The organism is Polaromonas sp. P1_F4 (assembly GCF_056405675.1).
The window spans coordinates 114,098-132,167 of record NZ_JBFUBP010000003.1 but is presented as its reverse complement, the minus strand read 5'-3'; the positions used below and the strand labels follow the sequence as shown (position 1 = coordinate 132,167).

At 61.3% G+C, this 18,070-nt stretch carries 16 protein-coding genes; 13 read left to right on the top strand and 3 right to left on the bottom strand.

What is annotated here, in order from left to right:
* Position 1: 1 nt before the first annotated feature.
* From AC1DYQ_RS08170 to AC1DYQ_RS08125, 10 genes are all read left to right on the top strand, one after another.
* Positions 2-1,069 carry an ABC transporter permease gene (locus AC1DYQ_RS08170; RefSeq protein ID WP_477686376.1) on the top strand — a complete coding sequence of 356 codons (1,068 nt, stop codon included), beginning with the start codon at positions 2-4 and terminating at the stop codon, positions 1,067-1,069.
* On the top strand, positions 1,066-2,709 hold the full coding sequence (locus AC1DYQ_RS08165; RefSeq protein ID WP_477686375.1) for an ABC transporter ATP-binding protein: 1,644 nt from the start codon (positions 1,066-1,068) through the stop codon (positions 2,707-2,709). Before AC1DYQ_RS08170 ends, AC1DYQ_RS08165 begins: the two co-directional genes overlap by 4 nt.
* Before the next feature lie 461 nt (positions 2,710-3,170).
* On the top strand, positions 3,171-3,773 hold the full coding sequence (gene rimP / locus AC1DYQ_RS08160) for a ribosome maturation factor RimP (RefSeq protein ID WP_457282763.1): 603 nt from the start codon (positions 3,171-3,173) through the stop codon (positions 3,771-3,773).
* A gap of 32 nt (positions 3,774-3,805) precedes the next feature.
* Entirely contained in the window at positions 3,806-5,332 is a 1,527-nt protein-coding gene (nusA, locus tag AC1DYQ_RS08155; protein ID WP_457282764.1) for a transcription termination factor NusA, read from the top strand.
* 27 nt (positions 5,333-5,359) lie between these two features.
* The gene (gene infB / locus AC1DYQ_RS08150) at positions 5,360-8,257 is read left to right on the top strand and encodes a translation initiation factor IF-2 (protein ID WP_477686374.1); all 2,898 of its coding nucleotides are present in this window, start codon (positions 5,360-5,362) and stop codon (positions 8,255-8,257) included.
* A 60-nt stretch (positions 8,258-8,317) separates the two neighbouring features.
* On the top strand, positions 8,318-8,686 hold the full coding sequence (rbfA, locus tag AC1DYQ_RS08145) for a 30S ribosome-binding factor RbfA (protein WP_457282766.1): 369 nt from the start codon (positions 8,318-8,320) through the stop codon (positions 8,684-8,686).
* 90 nt (positions 8,687-8,776) lie between these two features.
* On the top strand, positions 8,777-9,832 hold the full coding sequence (gene truB, locus AC1DYQ_RS08140) for a tRNA pseudouridine(55) synthase TruB (RefSeq protein WP_477686373.1): 1,056 nt from the start codon (positions 8,777-8,779) through the stop codon (positions 9,830-9,832).
* Positions 9,833-9,867: 35 nt separating this feature from the next.
* Positions 9,868-11,694: a translational GTPase TypA gene (typA, locus tag AC1DYQ_RS08135; RefSeq protein WP_457282768.1), complete on the top strand. Its 1,827-nt coding sequence runs from the start codon at positions 9,868-9,870 to the stop codon at positions 11,692-11,694.
* A 221-nt stretch (positions 11,695-11,915) separates the two neighbouring features.
* Complete coding sequence (locus tag AC1DYQ_RS08130; RefSeq protein ID WP_477686372.1) at positions 11,916-12,791, top strand: DMT family transporter; 876 nt, start codon at positions 11,916-11,918, stop codon at positions 12,789-12,791.
* On the top strand, positions 12,788-13,903 hold the full coding sequence (locus AC1DYQ_RS08125; RefSeq protein WP_477686371.1) for an enoyl-CoA hydratase/isomerase family protein: 1,116 nt from the start codon (positions 12,788-12,790) through the stop codon (positions 13,901-13,903). Before AC1DYQ_RS08130 ends, AC1DYQ_RS08125 begins: the two co-directional genes overlap by 4 nt.
* A 9-nt stretch (positions 13,904-13,912) precedes the next feature.
* Here AC1DYQ_RS08125 and AC1DYQ_RS08120 read toward each other — a convergent pair whose 3' ends face one another.
* Together AC1DYQ_RS08120 and smpB are read right to left on the bottom strand one after the other, a co-directional pair.
* Complete coding sequence (locus AC1DYQ_RS08120; RefSeq protein ID WP_477686370.1) at positions 13,913-14,287, bottom strand: COG4315 family predicted lipoprotein; 375 nt, start codon at positions 14,285-14,287, stop codon at positions 13,913-13,915.
* Positions 14,288-14,418: 131 nt separating this feature from the next.
* Positions 14,419-14,952 (bottom strand): SsrA-binding protein SmpB, encoded by a 534-nt coding sequence (gene smpB / locus AC1DYQ_RS08115; protein WP_477686369.1) that lies wholly within the window; start codon positions 14,950-14,952, stop codon positions 14,419-14,421.
* A gap of 79 nt (positions 14,953-15,031) precedes the next feature.
* On the opposite strand from smpB, the gene AC1DYQ_RS08110 reads away from it, so the two are divergent.
* Positions 15,032-15,478 carry a type II toxin-antitoxin system RatA family toxin gene (locus AC1DYQ_RS08110; RefSeq protein ID WP_457282773.1) on the top strand — a complete coding sequence of 149 codons (447 nt, stop codon included), beginning with the start codon at positions 15,032-15,034 and terminating at the stop codon, positions 15,476-15,478.
* On the top strand, positions 15,465-15,824 hold the full coding sequence (locus AC1DYQ_RS08105) for an RnfH family protein (RefSeq protein ID WP_477686368.1): 360 nt from the start codon (positions 15,465-15,467) through the stop codon (positions 15,822-15,824). Before AC1DYQ_RS08110 ends, AC1DYQ_RS08105 begins: the two co-directional genes overlap by 14 nt.
* Before the next feature lie 62 nt (positions 15,825-15,886).
* On the opposite strand, the gene AC1DYQ_RS08100 is transcribed toward AC1DYQ_RS08105, so the two are convergent.
* On the bottom strand, positions 15,887-16,426 hold the full coding sequence (locus tag AC1DYQ_RS08100) for a DUF4124 domain-containing protein (protein ID WP_477686367.1): 540 nt from the start codon (positions 16,424-16,426) through the stop codon (positions 15,887-15,889).
* Between the two features lie 166 nt (positions 16,427-16,592).
* Between AC1DYQ_RS08100 and guaB the strand changes: the two genes are divergently transcribed.
* Positions 16,593-18,062 carry an IMP dehydrogenase gene (gene guaB / locus AC1DYQ_RS08095; RefSeq protein WP_477649390.1) on the top strand — a complete coding sequence of 490 codons (1,470 nt, stop codon included), beginning with the start codon at positions 16,593-16,595 and terminating at the stop codon, positions 18,060-18,062.
* The last annotated feature ends 8 nt before the right edge of the window (positions 18,063-18,070 follow it).

The following is an 18,070-nucleotide window of genomic DNA, read 5'->3' as shown; positions in this document are numbered from 1 at the left end:
CATGAGCAGTCCAGCACCGTCCCTTGCCCCCTCCGTCGCGCCGCAGTCGGTGTCGCCTTCGCGCCGGGCCTGGCGGCGTTTTCGCCGCAACCGGCTCGGTTACTGGAGCTTGCTGGTATTTACCGTGCTGGTAATTCTGAGCCTGTTCGCTGAGGTGCTGTCCAACGACAAGCCGCTGGTGGTGAGCTTTAACGGGCAGTATTACTTTCCGCTGGCGAAAGACTATCCCGAAAAGACTTTTGGGGGAGATTTTGAAACCCCGACCGACTACCTGGATCCTTTCATCCGCGACAAGCTGAACGAGGGCAGAAACTGGGCTATCTACCCGCCTAATCCGTATGGCCCACGCACCATCAACTACTTTGCCAAGGCGCCCAATCCCTCCGCCCCCTCGCGAGACAACCTCTTTGGCACCGACGACCGTGGGCGCGATCTGCTGGCCCAGCTGATTTACGGTTTTCGGTTGAGCGTTCTTTTCGGACTGGCCCTTACCGTGATCGGGGTAGTGGTGGGTGTCATCACCGGCGCCATCCAGGGCTATGTAGGTGGCAAGACCGATTTGACGATGCAGCGCCTTATTGAGATATGGGCCTCCATGCCAGAGCTCTACCTTTTGATCATCTTCAGCGCCGTGTTTGCGCCCAGTGTGGCGTTGCTGCTGTTGCTGCTCAGCCTTTTCGGCTGGATGGGCTTGTCGGATTACGTACGGGCTGAATTCCTGCGCAACCGGCAGATGGACTATGTGCGCGCGGCCCGGGCGCTGGGCGTAGGCAATGTGCAGATCATGTGGCGCCACATCCTGCCCAACAGCCTGACACCGGTGGTGACGTTTTTGCCGTTCCGCATGAGTGCGGCCATCCTGGCGCTGACCTCGCTCGACTTTCTGGGCCTTGGTGTGCCGCCGGGAACGCCCTCGCTGGGCGAATTGCTCAACCAGGGCAAGGCCAACATCGACGCCTGGTGGATATCCATTTCCACGTTTGCCGTGCTGGTGATCACCTTGCTGCTGCTGACCCTGATGGGCGATGCGTTGCGCGATGCGCTGGACCCCCGGAAGGTGGATGCATGACCGCGCCTTTGCTCAAGGTCGAAGGCCTCACGGTCTCATTCGGCGGCAAGGAAGTCGTCCACGGCATCGATTTTTCCATCGCACCCGGCGAAAAGCTTGCGCTGGTGGGCGAATCCGGTTCGGGCAAGACTGTGACGGCGCTGAGCCTGCTACGGCTGGCGCAAAACGCCGTGGTCGGTGGCAAGGCTGTTTTTACCGGCATCGATGCGGCAGAGCGGACCGCCAGCGGTGCGCCGCCCAGGGCGCCCGTGGATTTGCTGTCCTTGCCGGAACAGTCCTTGCGGGGGATTCGCGGCCGTGACATCGCCATGATCTTTCAGGAGCCCATGACGGCGCTGAACCCCCTGTTCAGCGTGGGCAACCAGATTGCAGAAGTTCTTCAGCTAAAACAGGGTTTGACCCCCGCAGAATGTGCGCGAGCAGCTATCAAATTGCTAGCAGATACGGGTATCACCGAACCCGAAAGGCGGGCCAACTCCTTTCCGCACCAGCTTTCGGGCGGCCAGCGGCAGCGGGCCATGATTGCGATGGCGCTGGCCTGCCAGCCCAGGCTGCTGCTGGCCGACGAACCCACCACGGCGCTGGACGTCACCCTGCGCGGCCAGATCCTGGACCTGCTCGGTGAGCTGCAGCAGCGCAACGGCATGGCGGTGCTGATGATCACCCACGACCTGAACCTCGTGCGCAAGTTTGCCGACCGCGTGGCGGTGATGGAAAACGGCCACATCGTGGAGCAGGGTGCGGTGGCGGAAGTTTTTGCCCGGCCGCAGCACCCCTATACCCGCAAGCTGATCGATAGCAGGCCGCAGCGGGACGGACTGGCGATCGATACCAGCGCAGACCCGGGCGCGGCACCCGTCATGCGGGCAGAGCACCTGCGCGTGGCCTATCCGGTGCCCATTCCCGGCATACGGGGCTGGTTCAGGCATGCCGAATTTGTAGCGGTCAAAGACGCCAGCTTTCATATCCCCCCGGGCAAAACGCTGGGCGTGATCGGTGAATCGGGATCCGGAAAATCCACCCTGGCGCTGGCCAGCCTCGGCTTGCTGCCCTTTTCGGGGCAGCTGCAGGCGGCCGGCCAGGCCTGGAGCCGGGATGCGGCACGCAACAAGGCCATCCGCCGCGCCGTTCAGGTCGTGTTCCAGGACCCGTTTTCTTCACTGTCACCGCGTATGACTGTTGAAGCCATTGTGGAAGAGGGCCTGACGGTGCACGAGCCCAAACTGGCCCCAGCCGGGCGGCGGGAACGGGCGCTGCAGGCGCTGGCCGATGTCGGTATGACCGAGGCCCAGTTTCCGGGTTTGCTGCAGCGCTATCCGCACGAATTTTCAGGCGGGCAGCGCCAGCGCCTGGCGATTGCGCGCGCGCTGATCGTCAACCCCAGCCTGCTGGTGCTGGATGAGCCCACCAGCGCGCTGGACGTGACCATCCAGAAACAGGTGCTGGGACTGCTGCAAAGATTGCAGCGCGAACGTGGCTTGAGTTATTTGCTGATCACGCACGACGTCGACGTGATCCGTGCCATGGCCCATGACGTCATGGTGATGAAGGACGGCGATGTGCTGGAGTCAGGCTCACTGAGCGAAGTGCTGGATACACCTCAGCATCCCTATACGCGGGTTCTGGTCACAGCGGCTTGAACATTGTGCGTCTCCACGGACCGCGGAGATCAAGAAAAAAATCTTCATGAATTACTTTAATTAAATTAAAAATCTATATGATTTAATTGGTTTTTATGGATTTATAAATCTTTTACAGGGGAGCGTGAGCAGAAGGTGTCATTTAGACATTCACGCAGCGATGCATCCGTTTTTCACGCTGCGTCTTTCTAGCGGAGACGCCGGAATGGTTAACCGAAAAAATGTGCCCTAGCCTGCTCATCAGGCCTGGTTCCAATGAGCAGGGCGGACGTCGTAATCAGAAGGATTTACATCGACGGTTCAGGCGTTCTCTAGCGTGTCAGGCATGGAAATTGTTTGCATCAAAGGGCGCAGCACGTTACAATAAGAGCTTCACGACCAAATGGGCGGGTTTTCACCGCCCATTTTTTTTGGGCGTTTGTTTTTGAACATACGGATTTAGAGCGGGTTTAAGAGACTGAATGGCATTGCAAGAGACGATTGAGCAAACTGTGACGGGGCTGGGCTACGAGCTGGTCGAGATCGAACGCACCGGCGGTGGTTTGCTGCGCGTCACGATCGACATGCCTTACGTCAAGGGTGCCGAACAGTTCATCAATGCCGAGGACTGCGAAAAAGTCACCCGCCAGCTCCAGTTTGTCCTGGAAGTCGAAGGCGCCGAATATGCGCGGCTGGAAGTCAGTTCTCCCGGCATCGACAGGCCCTTGCGCAACGAAAAAGATTTTGAGCGTTTTGCCGGTGAGTTGATCGACATCACGCTCAAGGCTCCCATTGGTGTGGCTGCCAGCGCCGGTTCAACCGTCGCGGCCAGCCGCAAGAAGTTTCGCGGCACGCTGGAGCGCGTCGTGGCCGCGGACGGCGTTGCCGGCTGGCAGATCGTGTGGAGCGATGAGCCGGCCGTCAAACCCGGCCAGAAGGTCAGTAAGAAGAAGGTTCCCGCACCGCTGCAGGCGTTGGGTTTTACCCTCGATGAGATTCAACAGGCGCGCCTCGCGCCCGTGGTTGATTTCAAGGGGCGTAAACCCAAAATAACGCCTGGTGCCGAGCCCTCCGCAGAGAATTAATTTCAAGAAATGAAGAAAGGCAGGCTTGTGAAATGAATCGCGAACTGTTGATGTTGGTTGATGCCATCTCGCGTGAAAAGAATGTGGAACGTGACGTCGTTTTTGGCGCCGTCGAGCTCGCGCTCGCCTCGGCCACCAAGAAGGTCTACGAAGGCGAAGTGGACATCCGCGTAGCCGTCGACCGTGACAGCGGCAATTACGAAACCTTCCGCCGCTGGCTGGTGGTGCCTGACGAAGCCGGCCTGCAGAACCCTGAAGCCGAAGAGCTGGTCAGCGACGCACGCGACGAAATCGCCGACATCGAAGAAGGCGACTACATCGAAAAGCCGGTGGAAAGCCTGCCGATCGGCCGCATTGGCGCGCAAGCGGCCAAGCAGGTCATCCTGCAGAAAATCCGCGACGCCGAGCGCGAAATGCTGCTCAACGACTTCATGTCGCGCGGCGACAAGATTTTTGTCGGCACCGTCAAGCGCATGGACAAGGGCGACATCATTGTCGAATCCGGCCGTGTGGAAGGCCGCCTGCGCCGTTCCGACATGATCCCGAAGGAAAACCTGCGTTCCGGCGACCGCGTCCGCGCCATGATCATGGAAGTGGACACGACCCTGCGCGGCGCGCCCATCATCCTCTCGCGCACGGCGCCCGAGTACATGATCGAGCTGTTCCGCCAGGAAGTCCCTGAAATCGAACAAGGCTTGCTGGAGATCAAATCCTGCGCCCGTGACCCCGGCTCCCGCGCCAAGATCGCCGTGCTGTCGCACGACAAGCGTGTCGACCCGATCGGCACCTGCGTCGGCGTTCGCGGCACCCGCGTCAACGGCGTGACCAACGAGCTCGCCGGCGAGCGCGTGGACATCGTGCTGTGGAGCGAAGACCCGGCCCAGTTCGTGATCGGCGCGCTGGCCCCGGCCAACGTGTCGTCCATCGTGGTCGACGAAGAGCGTCACGCCATGGATGTCGTCGTCGACGAAGAAAACCTGGCGATTTCGATCGGCCGCGGCGGCCAGAACGTGCGCCTTGCCGCCGAGCTGACCGGCTGGAAGATCAACATCATGACGGCCGATGAGTCTGCGCAAAAGCAGGCCACCGAGACCGATTCCAGCCGCAAGCTGTTCATGGAAAAGCTCGACGTGGACGAGGAAATCGCCGACATCCTGATCTCCGAAGGCTTCACCAGTCTCGAAGAAGTGGCTTATGTGCCGCTGCAGGAAATGCTGGAGATCGAGTCCTTCGACGAAGACACCGTCAATGAGCTGCGTACGCGCGCCAAAGACGCGCTCTTGACGATGGAAATCGCCAAGGAAGAAAATGCCGAAGGCGTGTCGCAGAACCTGCGCGACGTCGAAGGCCTCACGCCAGAGCTGATCGCCAAACTGACAGAAGCGGGCATCCATACCCGCGACGACCTGGCCGATCTGGCCGTGGACGAACTTACCGATATCACCGGCCAGTCTTCGGACGAAGCCAAAGCCCTGATCATGACCGCACGCGCCCATTGGTTTACCGATGAACCCGCTGCCGCTGACACCCCTGCACCTGCAGCGGCCCAAGAGCAATGATCATGGAGGCCAGCAGGAAAAAAACATATGTCCAGTACCACTACCGTCGCTGAATTCGCAGCTGAACTCAATAAATCTCCCGCCACCCTGATCGAGCAATTGACCAGCGCGGGTGTCGCCAAGGCGCAAGCCAGCGACCCCTTGTCCGAAGCGGACAAGCAGAAGCTTCTCGGCTATCTGCAGGCCAGCCATGGCACCGTCACGGCCGAGCGCAAGAAGATCACCCTGGTGAAAAAATCCACCAGCGAGATCAAGCAGGCCGATGCCACCGGCAAGGCACGCACCATCCAGGTGGAAGTGCGTAAAAAACGTACCTTTATCAAGCGTGACGACGGCTCCGACCAGCCTGCGGAAGAAGTGCAGCCTGAAGTGGCCGCCCCTCCGGCACCTCCCGTCATCGACGATGCCGAACTGATTCGCCGCGAAGAAGAAGCCAGCCGCCACGCAGAACTGCTGCGCCGCCAGGAGCAGGAGCTCGCTGAAAAACGCCGTCTTCGCGAAGAGCAGGACGCCAAGGATGCTGCGCGCGAGCAGGAGCGCCTGGCCGCCGAGCAAACCGCCCAGGCGGCTGCTGCAGCCGCCGAGGCTGTGGTCAAGAAAGCCAAGCCAGCCGGAAAAGCCAAGGAAGCCGCGCCAGTAACAGCTGAAGCCACCAAGGCCGCTGAAACCGCCGCGGCCGTACAGGCCACGAAGGCTGCCGATGCCGCGGCTGCCGCTGCTACTGCCAAGGCCAAAGCCACCGCCGAATTCCAGGCCGACGCCGCCAAGGCGCAAGAGCTCCAGGACCGCCGTCGCAAGGCCGAAGCCGAAGCTGCCGGCATTCGCGCCATGATGTCCGCGCCCAAGCGCGTTCTGGTGCCCCACGTCGACCCCAAAGCCGCCATCAAGGGCACGCTGCACAAGCCGGCCGGCGCGCCGGGTGCCGCGGCCAAACCGGGTGCACCGGCTACTGCGGGCGCCCCTGGTGCCGCTGGCAAGAAGGAAGTCAAGTCGGAGAACCTGTCTTCGACATGGAAGGACGACGCCGCCAAGAAGAAGGGCATTCCAAGCCGTGGCGCACCCGTTGTGCCCGGCCGTGGCAATTTCCGTGGCGGCCCGCGTGGCCGCCGCAATGACCGTGAAGTACGTCCGGAATCCACCTTCGTGGCGCCGACCGAATTCAAGGTCATTGAAGTGCACGTGCCTGAAACGATCACCGTGGCCGAACTCGCGCACAAGATGAGCGTGAAGTCATCGGAAGTAATCAAGCACCTGATGAAGCTTGGCCAGATGGTCACCATCAACCAGCCGCTGGACCAGGACACCGCCATGATTGTGGTGGAAGAAATGGGCCACAAGGCTGTGACGGCTTCGCTGGACGACCCGGAAGCCTTTGCCGACGAAGACGTGCAAGGCCAGCAGGCCGAGTTGTTGCCGCGTGCGCCGGTTGTGACGGTCATGGGTCACGTTGACCATGGCAAGACCTCTCTGCTCGATTACATCCGCCGCGCCAAAGTGGCCTCCGGCGAAGCGGGCGGCATCACCCAGCACATCGGTGCCTACCATGTGGAAACCCCGCGCGGCATGGTGTCCTTCCTGGATACCCCGGGCCACGAGGCGTTTACCGCCATGCGTGCCCGCGGCGCCCAGGCGACCGACATCGTGATTCTGGTGGTGGCGGCCGATGACGGCGTGATGCCGCAGACCAAGGAAGCCATCAAGCATGCCAAGGCGGCCGGTGTTCCCATCGTGGTGGCGATCAACAAGATCGACAAGCCTGGTATCAACATGGAGCGCGTCAAGGGCGAGCTGGTCACCGAAGAAGTGATTCCCGAAGAATTCGGCGGCGACGTTCCTTTTGTCGGCGTCTCTGCCCATACCGGCGCCGGTGTCGATGCCTTGCTCGAACAGGTGCTGCTGCAGGCCGAAGTGCTTGAACTCAAGGCGCCGGTGGATGCACTGGCCAAGGGCCTGGTGATCGAAGCCCGCCTCGACAAGGGCCGTGGCCCCGTGGCGACCGTGCTGATTCAGGCGGGAACCCTGAAAGCCGGCGACGTGGTGCTGGCCGGTTCAACCTATGGCCGCGTGCGCGCCATGCTGGACGAAAACGGCAAGCCGATCAAAACGGCAGGCCCGTCGATTCCAGTGGAAATTCAGGGCTTGACGGAAGTGCCGCAGGCTGGTGATGAATTCATGGTCATGCTCGACGAGCGTCGTGCCCGTGAAATCTCTACCTACCGCGCCGGCAAGTTCCGCAATACCAAGCTGGCCAAGCAACAGGCCGCCAAGCTGGAGAACATGTTCTCCGATATCGGCGCCGGCGAAGTCAAGATGTTGCCCATCATCATCAAGGCTGATGTGCAAGGCTCGCAGGAAGCGCTGGCCCAGTCGCTGCTGAAGCTTTCGACCGAAGAGGTCAAGGTCCAGCTCGTGTACTCCGGTGTCGGCGGTATTTCCGAATCCGACGTCAACCTGGCGATCGCCTCCAAGGCCGTGGTGATCGGGTTCAACACCCGTGCCGATGCCCAGGCCCGCAAGCAGGCCGAAAACAACGGCGTGGACATTCGCTACTACAACATCATTTATGACGCTGTGGACGAACTTCGCGCCGCGATGTCGGGCATGCTGACGCCGGACAAGAAGGAAGAAGTCATCGGCAATGCCGAGATTCGCCAGGTGTTCAAGGTCAGCAAGATCGGCTCGATCGCCGGCTGTATGGTCACCGCCGGGGTGGTTCGCCGCACCGCGCGCCTGCGCCTTCTGCGCGAAAACGTGGTCGTCTTCACGGGCGAACTCGACTCGCTCAAGCGCTTCAAGGACGACGCCAAGGAAGTCAAGGAAGGCTTCGAGTGCGGTTTGAACATCAAGAACTACAACGACATCCAGGTTGGCGACATCCTGGAGTTCTTTGAAATCAGGGAAGTGGCGCGGACACTGGAAGTCTGATCCCGGTCGGCTGGCAGCCCCTGGCTGCCAGCCTTTCCGCAGACCCCACCATTTTTTGACATGCGTAAAAAATCATCCACCCCGAATCGCGGTTTTCGCGTCGCCGATCAGATCCAGCGCGATCTGACGGAGCTGATCGCGCGCGAACTCAAAGACCCCCGGGTCGGGATGGTGACCGTGCAGGCCGTCGAGGTGACGGCCGACTATGCGCATGCGAAAGTGTTTTTCAGTGTGCTTGTCGGTGACCCGAAAGAGTGCGAAGAAGCGCTCAACCAGGCCGCCGGTTTCCTGCGCAACGGCCTGTTCAAGCGGCTGATGACGCACACCGTGCCGACGCTGCATTTCCACTTTGACCGCACGACCGAACGTGCGGCCGATATGAACGCCTTGATTGCCAAGGCGGTTTCTTCCCGCGCACAAGACGACTGAGTTCGCGCCGTTCCCCTTGATGACAGGTTCAGGGACAACGGTGCCAACGACGCGCCCGGGCCAGCCCGTGCGTTGAACCTGTCGGAATTTATGACGCAAATCTCTTCTCATCGCCAGAAAATCCAGCGACGTCCCGTGCACGGCGTGCTGCTGCTCGACAAGCCGCTGGGCCTGTCGAGCAATCAGGCCTTGCAGAAGGCCAAATGGCTGCTGCGCGCCGACAAGGCCGGCCACACCGGCACGCTGGACCCGCTGGCTACCGGCGTGTTGCCGTTGTGTTTTGGCGCTGCCACCAAGTTCAGCCAGATCCAGCTCGACGCTGACAAGACGTATGAAGCGGTGCTGCTGCTGGGCCAGAAAACCACCACGGCCGATGCCGAAGGCGACGTCATTGAAACGCGCCCCGTGCCCGAGATCACACCGGCCTTGCTGGAGTCGCTGACGGAACGTTTCACCGGCCCGCAAGTACAGGTTCCGCCCATGTACTCGGCTCTCAAAAAAGACGGCAAGGCGTTATACGAATACGCCCGCAAGGGGCAAGAGGTGGAGCGGGAAGCGCGCCATATCACCATTTTCAAGCTGAATATGGCTCTAGCCCATGACAACCGGGCGCAAGCAGCTATCAAAATCATAGTGACCTGCAGCAAGGGCACGTACATCCGCACGCTCGGTGAAGACATTGGCGAAGCCATTGGCTGCGGCGCGCACCTGGGTTCGCTCAGGCGGCTGGAGACCGGCGGCTACACGGCGCAGCAGTGCGTGACCTTGCCTGCCCTGGAAGCCATGACCGAGCCCGAGCGCGAAGCCTGCCTGCTGCCGGCGCAGTCGCTGGTGTCGGCGTACCCGTCTGTCACATTGGACGCCGACAATGCAGGGCGGTTTTTAAGTGGTTTGCGCCGCCGGGGTGAACCCGGGCAGTGGGGCGCCGACGCGCCGCTGGTGCAGGTCTATGGCACCGAGCCGCCGGCGTTCCTGGGCTCGGCCCATGTCACGGCCGACGAATTGATTCCGCAGCGTTTGCTGAGCCCGATTGAAATACAGGACATTTTGCAAGCCGCCTCCAAGGCCACCGTGCCGGCTGAACGCTCCACACCCGATTTCGCTGCCGCGCCCACAGGCGTTGCGGCTTCTTCTTTCCAACATTAACCCCGTACCGTTTCGAGTCTTCCTGAAAGCCAACCATGAGCCATAACCAAATCCGCAATATCGCCATCATCGCCCACGTTGACCATGGCAAAACCACCATGGTTGACCAGCTGCTGCGTCAGTCCGGCACCTTCGCCGAGCACGAAAAGGTGGTCGACACCGTGATGGACAACAACGCCATCGAAAAAGAACGCGGCATCACCATCCTGGCCAAGAACTGCGCCGTGACCTGGGAAGGCACGCACATCAACATCGTCGACACCCCGGGCCACGCTGACTTCGGCGGTGAAGTGGAACGCGCGCTGTCCATGGTCGACGGCGTGGTGCTGCTGATCGACGCGCAGGAAGGCCCCATGCCCCAGACGCGTTTCGTGACGAAGAAAGCCCTGGCACTCGGTCTCAAGCCCATCGTGGTGGTCAACAAGGTCGACAAGCCGGGTGCCAATCCCGACAAGGTCATCAACGCCGCTTTCGACCTGTTCGACAAGCTGGGCGCCACCGACGAGCAGCTCGATTTCCCCGTGGTGTATGCCTCCGGCATCAACGGCTGGTCGTCACTCGAAGAAGGCCCGCCGAACGAGCAGTGGGGGCCCGACATGTCGGCGCTCTTCAACACCATCCTCAAGCACGTGCCTGCGCAAAAGGGCGACCCCGCTGCGCCGCTGCAGCTGCAGATTTCCGCTCTCGACTTCTCGACCTTCGTCGGCCGCATCGGCGTTGGCCGCATCAGCCAGGGCACGATCAGGCCCATGATGGACGTGGTCGTCATGGAGGGCCCGGACGGCAAGGCAGTCAAGGGCCGTGTCAACCAGGTGCTGACATTCCAGGGCCTCGAACGCGTGCAGGCCACGGAAGCCGGCCCGGGCGAGATCGTGCTGATCAATGGCCTGACCGACATCGGTATCGGCGTGACGATCACCGATCCGACCAACCCGGCACCGCTGCCCATGCTCAAGGTCGATGAACCGACCTTGACCATGAACTTCTGCGTCAACACCAGCCCACTGGCTGGCCGCGAAGGCAAGTACGTCACCAGCCGCCAGATCTGGGACCGCCTGCAAAAAGAACTGCAGCACAACGTGGCCCTGCGCGTCAGCGAAACCGACGAAGAAGGCATCTTTGAAGTCATGGGCCGCGGCGAGCTGCACCTGACCATCCTGCTGGAGAACATGCGCCGCGAAGGCTTCGAAATGGCGGTGTCCAAGCCGCGCGTCGTGATGAAGGACGTCAACGGTGAAAAGCACGAGCCTATCGAGCTGGTCACGGCCGACATCGAAGACCAGCACCAGGGCGGCGTGATGCAGGCACTGGGCGAGCGCAAGGGCGAGCTGGTGAACATGGAGCCGGACGGCAGAGGCCGCGTGCGCCTTGAGTACCGCATCCCGGCGCGTGGCCTGATCGGTTTTACCAACGAGTTCCTGAACCTGACGCGTGGTTCCGGCCTGATCTCCAACATCTTCGACAGCTACGAAGCGCACAAGGGCGAAATCGGCGGCCGTAAAAACGGCGTGCTGATCTCGATGGACGACGGTGAAATCTTCACCTACGCCCTGGGCAAGCTGGACGACCGCGGCCGCATGTTTGTGCGCGCCAATGACCCGGTGTATGAAGGCATGATCGTCGGCATCCACAGCCGTGACAACGACCTGGTGGTGAACGCTACACGTACCAAGCAGTTGACCAACTTCCGCGTCAGCGGCAAGGAAGACGCGATCAAGATCACGCCGCCTATCGAACTCACGCTCGAATACGGCGTTGAGTTCATCGAGGACGATGAGCTGGTTGAAATCACGCCCAAGTCGGTTCGCCTGCGCAAGCGCCACCTCAAAGAGAGCGATCGCAAGCGCGCAGGCAGGTCTTAAAGAGCCCCCACGCTTTTCACTTCGTGTAATGCGCTGCCCCCCGAGGGGGCCGCTGCGCCTGCGGCCCGGCAAAGCCGGTTCCGCGGCCCCTGCTGGTATGAGACAGAGACTCGCCGGGCAGCGGGGTGGATCGCTTGAAACCAGGCCGCTGTGTGTGCAAGCTCCAGCGGCCTTTTTAACTTTTTTGTGTTCGCATAGCTGCCTGAATTGATTACAAGCCTATGAAACTCACGCATTCCAAAGCTGTCGTCTTGATGATCTTCGTGACCATGATGTGGTCGATTGCGGGCGTGGTCACGCGCCATCTGGAGTCGGCGCGCAGTTTTGAAGTCACGTTCTGGCGCAGCTTTTTCACAGTGGTCTCTTTGCTGGTGATCTTGCCGCTGTGGCAAGGCAGGGCGGTGTTCACCAAAATCCGCAACGGTGGCTCGGCGCTCTGGATTTCCGGTTTCTGCTGGAGCGTGATGTTCACGGCTTTCATGGTGGCGCTGACGCTCACCACGGTGGCCAATGTGCTGGTGACGATGGCGGTGAGCCCTTTCATCACGGCTTTGCTGGCGCGCGCGTTTATCGGCCACCGCATTCCCGGTCGCACCTGGCTGGCCATTGCCATGGCGGGCGCCGGTATTGCGTGGATGTACGGCGGGCAGATGGACCTTTCCAGCCACCTGGGCGGAACACTGGTCGCCCTGATGGTGCCGCTGGCGAGCGCCAGCAACTGGACCGTGGTGCAGCACAGCCGTGCCCACGGCAAGAACATCGACCTGGTGCCTGCCGTGCTGGTGGGGGCGGTGATCTCATCGTTGGCTACCTTGCCCTTGTCGTTCCCGTTTTCCGCCACGCCACATGACGTCGGCCTGCTGGCCTTGCTGGGTCTGGTTCAGTTGGCCATCCCGTGCGTGCTGTCGGTGATGTGTGCCGGCGTTCTCAAGGCGCCGGAAGTCGCCCTGCTGGCGCTGCTGGAAGTGATTTTTGGTATTTTGCTGGCCTGGTTTGGCGCGGGTGAAGTACCTGGCGCGAGTGTGCTGACCGGCGGCGCGCTGGTGATAGGTGCGCTGGTGGTCAATGAACTGGTTGGATGGAGGCAGCGGGCATGAATACCGTTAGCAGAAACGATGTGCTGGTCGAGCGGCGCGGCAGTGCCGGGCTCATTACCCTGAACCGTCCCAAGGCGCTCAATGCGTTGTCGCTGGCCATGATCCGGGACCTGTCCGCCGCCCTGCTGGCCTGGCGTGACGACCCTGAGGTTCATCTGGTGGCGATACGCGGCACCAACAAGAAAGGCCAGCCCGGCACGCCCGAGAGCTTCTTCGGCGGTTTTTGCGCGGGCGGCGACATCCGCTTTTTCCACCAGGCGGTGTTCGCGGGCGATTCCGCGCTGGAGGACTTCTTCACCGAGGAATACGCGCTCAACCACTTGATCCACAACTATCCCAAGCCGTACATTGCCTTCATGGACGGCGTGGTGATGGGCGGCGGTATGGGAATCAGCCAGGGTGCCAAGGTGCGCATCGTCACCGAGCACACCAAAATGGCCATGCCGGAAACCAACATCGGCCTGTTTCCGGACGTCGGCGGCGGCTACTTCCTGAGCCGCTGCCCAGGCCACGCCGGCGAGTACCTGGCACTCACGGGTGACGTGATCGGTGCGGATGAAGCCATCGGCTACGGCCTGGCGGACGTCAAGCTGGACGCAGCCCGCCTGCCGGCACTTTGGGACGCCCTGGGCGGCCGGGCTTTCGCTTCAGCTGCTGAGGCAGAGCAGTGGGTTGCTACTGAATTGATAGCTGGTGGCACCCGTCCTGTTTCGGCTACCGGCCATTTTGATGCCTATTTTTCGCTGGCACGGGTCAAACACATCGTGGATGCGCTGGAGGCTTCAACCGACCCCTGGGCGCTGAAGACGGCCGCCACCCTGCGCAAGCGTTCACCGTTGATGCTGCATGTGACGCTGGAGCAGATCCGCCGCGCCCGCACCATGACACTGGCCGATGACCTGCGCATGGAGCGTGACATGGTGTACCAGTGCTTTCACCTGCGTCCCGGCGCAGCCAGCGAAACCGTCGAAGGCATACGTGCGCTGGCCGTTGACAAGGACTACAAGCCGCAGTGGATGCCCGCGCGCATCGAAGACGTGAAGCCCGGTATGGCCGATGCTTTTTTTGTCAGCCCCTGGACGGCGGACGAACACCCGCTGCGCGAGCTCTGAGTCGTTTGCTCAGGGACGGGCGACGCGCCAGGTATTCATGACGTTGTCGCCGGTCTTGTCCCCGGGCTTGGCGTCCTTGACCCAGTAGTACAGCGGCTTGCCCTTCACCGCCCACTGCCGGCTGCCATCATCACGGGTGATGATGGTGTAGTCGCCCAGCGGCTGAGCCGTCGCGGTGGGCACCAGGGGCGGCCAGTTGGCCGCGCATTGGCCATTACAGACCGACTTGCCGCTACCGGCGGTGTCGCGGTCGAAGGTGTAAAGCGTCATGCCGTTGGGCCCGACCAGCACGCCATCGGTGACGGTGGCGGGATGTTTTGATGTCGTGGAAGCGCAGCCGCCCAGCAGGGCGGCGGTCAACAAGGCGGTCGTCAGGAATTTCATGGAAAAGCTCCGGTGAATAACAGCGGATGGCTGCACAAGCATAAACACCGGCAGACCCGGGCTTACTCGAAACATACTTCCACGATTTCCGGAGAAGGGCAAGCGGCGGACGCCGCGTTTTGCAATAAGCCCTAGCGGTTGCGCGACTTCATCGCGCGCTCAACCTCGCGCTTTCCTTCACGGTCCTTGATGGTGTCGCGCTTGTCGTGCTCGCCCTTGCCTTTGGCCAGGCCGATCTCGCATTTCACCTTGCCGGCTTTCCAGTGCATGTTCAGCGGCACCAGGGTGAAACCTTTTTGCTCGACCTTGCCGATCAGGCGGCGGATTTCTTCCTTGTGCATCAGGAGTTTCTTGGTGCGCACCGAGTCGGGACGCACATGGGTAGACGCCGTGCCCAGCGGGTTGATCTGGCAGCCGATGATGAAGAGTTCCCCGTTGCGAATAACGACATAGCCGTCGGTAAGCTGGACCTTGCCTTCGCGCAGGGACTTCACTTCCCAGCCTTCGAGCACCATGCCTGCCTCAAAGCGCTCTTCAATCTGGTAATTGAAAAGGGCCTTTTTATTGTCGGCAATGCGTACGGCCGCCGCCGCTGCCTTGGGTGAAAGATTGGCAGAGGGCGTTGCGGCCGGTTTTTTGGAGGAGGATGCTTCTTTGGTGGCCATGGATAAAAGGTAAGGGCGAAATCTGAAAAGTACAGTGCCCGCGAAGTGGCTAATACAATTGCGCCCAGCCCTCGATTGTATGAAAACCGTTCACAAGTCCGTTTTAATCTGGTACAGCGCCGCCGAAATGTTTGGGCTGGTCACTGATGTCGCAAGGTATCCCGAGTTTCTCCCATGGTGTGACCAGGCCGCTGTGCTGGAGGAAGACGCGCGCGGCATGACAGCGAAGGTCGGCATCTCGTTGGCCGGACTGACGCAAAGCTTTACTACCCGCAACACACACGAAAAAAACCGGAAAGTCAGCCTGAAACTGGTCGACGGCCCGTTTTCAAAGCTCGACGGCCACTGGGATTTCACGCCCGTCGGCAAGGCCGATGAAAGAGCCTGCAAGGTGGACTTCACGCTGCGTTATGACTTTGACAATGCCGCGCTGGCGGCACTGGTCGGTCCCGTTTTCGAAAAAATAGCGGGAAGCCTGGTGGATGCGTTTGTCAAAAGGGCTGAAGACGTCTATGGCGAAGCCTGAGGGCGGCGCTCCGCTCAAAGTCACCCTGGTCTATTCAGCGGCGCCGCGGCAGGTTCGCGAGTGGGTGCTGGAGCTGTCAGCGGGCACAACAGTGGCGCAGGCGCTTGCTGCGGCCGGGGTTTTTGATGAATTCCCGGAGTTGCAGCAGGGTAGCCGCCCGGTCGTCGGTATCTGGGGCCGTAAAACCACCCTGGGGCATGCGCTGCATGACCATGACAGGGTTGAGGTCTACCGCGGTCTTCGGGTGGATCCCAAGGTTGCACGGCGCGAACGTTTCAGCCGGCAGGGAGCCAAAAGCGCCGGGCTGTTCGCCAAAGTGCGGCCCGGAGCCAAAGCGGGCTATTAAAAAAGAAGGCCAGAAGGCGGGATGCAGCAAACCGGCCTGAGCTGGCGAGGCGCCTGCTACTGCTATTTGCTGCAGCTTGCGTCTGCGATACCTTGGGCGCGTTTGGATTCTTCCGCACGCTTTGCGTCATCCATGACCTCGCGGTCACCCTTGGCATTGGTCGTTCCAATCCGCACGCCCGATTGCAGGGTGCTCAAATACCGTTTGGCGCGATCGCACGCATCAGCCCTGATTTTGGCCTGCTTTTCTTCTTCGGCTTTTTTCTTGGCGGCTTCTTCGCTATCGGCCTGCTTTTTCTTGGCTTCAAGCTCGGTGTCCTTACCAGACAGTTTGGGCGCACTGGCTTTACCGGCCGGTGCAGACGATGCCGGGGCAGCCGGATCGGCTGCACTGGGGGCGGGATCAGCGGCTGCTGCCGTTCGCGCCATGCCACCCGGCCGCTTCAGGATGTTTTTTTCCAGAATGTCGGCGGGCGGCGAACGGTCGCTATAGACCTTGCGGCCGTCTTTGTCGATCCACTGCCATTGGGCGAACGCGGTCAGCGCAAATGACCCGCAGGCGAGCGCCAGCAGGAGGGGGCGAAAAACGGATTTGAAGTGCATTTCACCAGTGTAGCGCCGTGCCGTCCGGTTTTCTTGCGGCTGACGGGTAAAGCGGCTTTTTTACAACCACTTGGCACGCAGGGGCGAAGGCCGTGAAGGGCTGCTAGGGGTAAGTACCGACGGCGTGTGGCGACAAGGGTACAATCGTGTTTTTGGAGCCATCCCTATGCGCCTACTCGGCAAAGCGCTCACCTTCGACGACGTATTGTTGGTGCCAGCGTTCTCCCAGGTCCTGCCCAAGGACACTTCACTTTCCACCCAGTTCTCCCGAAATATCCGCCTGAATCTGCCGCTTGTGTCAGCAGCCATGGACACGGTCACCGAAGCCCGGCTGGCCATTGCCATTGCGCAGGAAGGCGGCATCGGCATTGTTCACAAAAACCTGACGCCACAGCAGCAGGCAGCCGAGGTTGCAAAGGTCAAGCGTTACGAAAGCGGCGTGCTGCGCGACCCGGTGGTCATCACCCCCACGCATACTGTGCGCCAGGTCATGGCGCTCAGCGAGCAACTCGGCATTTCCGGCTTTCCCGTGATTGATGGGGGCAAGGTCGTCGGCATCGTCACCGGGCGCGACATGCGCTTCGAATCCCGCATGGATGTGCCGGTCAGCACCATCATGACGCCGCGCGAGCGCCTGATCACCATTTCTGAAACCGCTTCATTGGCCGACGCCAAGGCCTTGTTGAACAAACACCGCCTCGAACGTGTGCTGCTGATCAACGACGATTTCGAGCTCAAGGGCCTGATCACCGTCAAGGACATCACCAAACAGACCACCTTTCCGAATGCCGCGCGTGACTTGCACGGCAAGCTGCGTGTGGGTGCGGCTGTCGGGGTGGGCGAGGGCACCGAAGAGCGCGTCGAAGCGCTGGTCAAAGCCGGCGTCGACGCTATTGTGGTGGACACCGCCCACGGCCACAGCAAAGGCGTGCTCGACCGGGTCCGCTGGGTCAAGCAGAACTATCCCCAGGTCGACGTGATTGGCGGCAACATCGCCACGGGCGCCGCGGCGCTGGCACTGGTTGAGGCCGGCGCCGACGGCGTCAAGGTCGGCATCGGCCCCGGCAGCATCTGCACCACCCGCATCGTTGCGGGCGTGGGCGTGCCGCAGATCATGGCCATCGACAACGTCGCCACGGCTTTGCGCGGCACCGGCGTTCCGTTGATCGGCGACGGCGGCATCCGCTACAGCGGCGACATCGCCAAAGCGATTGCCGCCGGAGCCAACACGGTGATGATGGGCGGCATGTTCGCCGGCACCGAAGAAGCACCCGGTGAAGTGATCCTGTTCCAGGGCCGCAGCTACAAGAGCTACCGCGGCATGGGCAGCATTGGCGCCATGCAGCAGGGCAGCGCAGACCGTTATTTCCAGGAGTCCAGCACCGGCAACCCGAACGCCGACAAGCTGGTCCCCGAAGGCATTGAAGGCCGCGTCCCCTACAAAGGCTCCATGGTCGCCATCGTGTTCCAGATGGCTGGCGGCCTGCGGGCCAGCATGGGCTACTGCGGCTGCCCCACCATCGAGGACATGCGTGACAAGGCCGAGTTCGTGGAAATTACTTCTGCCGGCATCCGTGAAAGCCATGTCCACGACGTGCAGATCACGAAAGAAGCACCCAACTACCGCGCTGATTGAGTTTGACC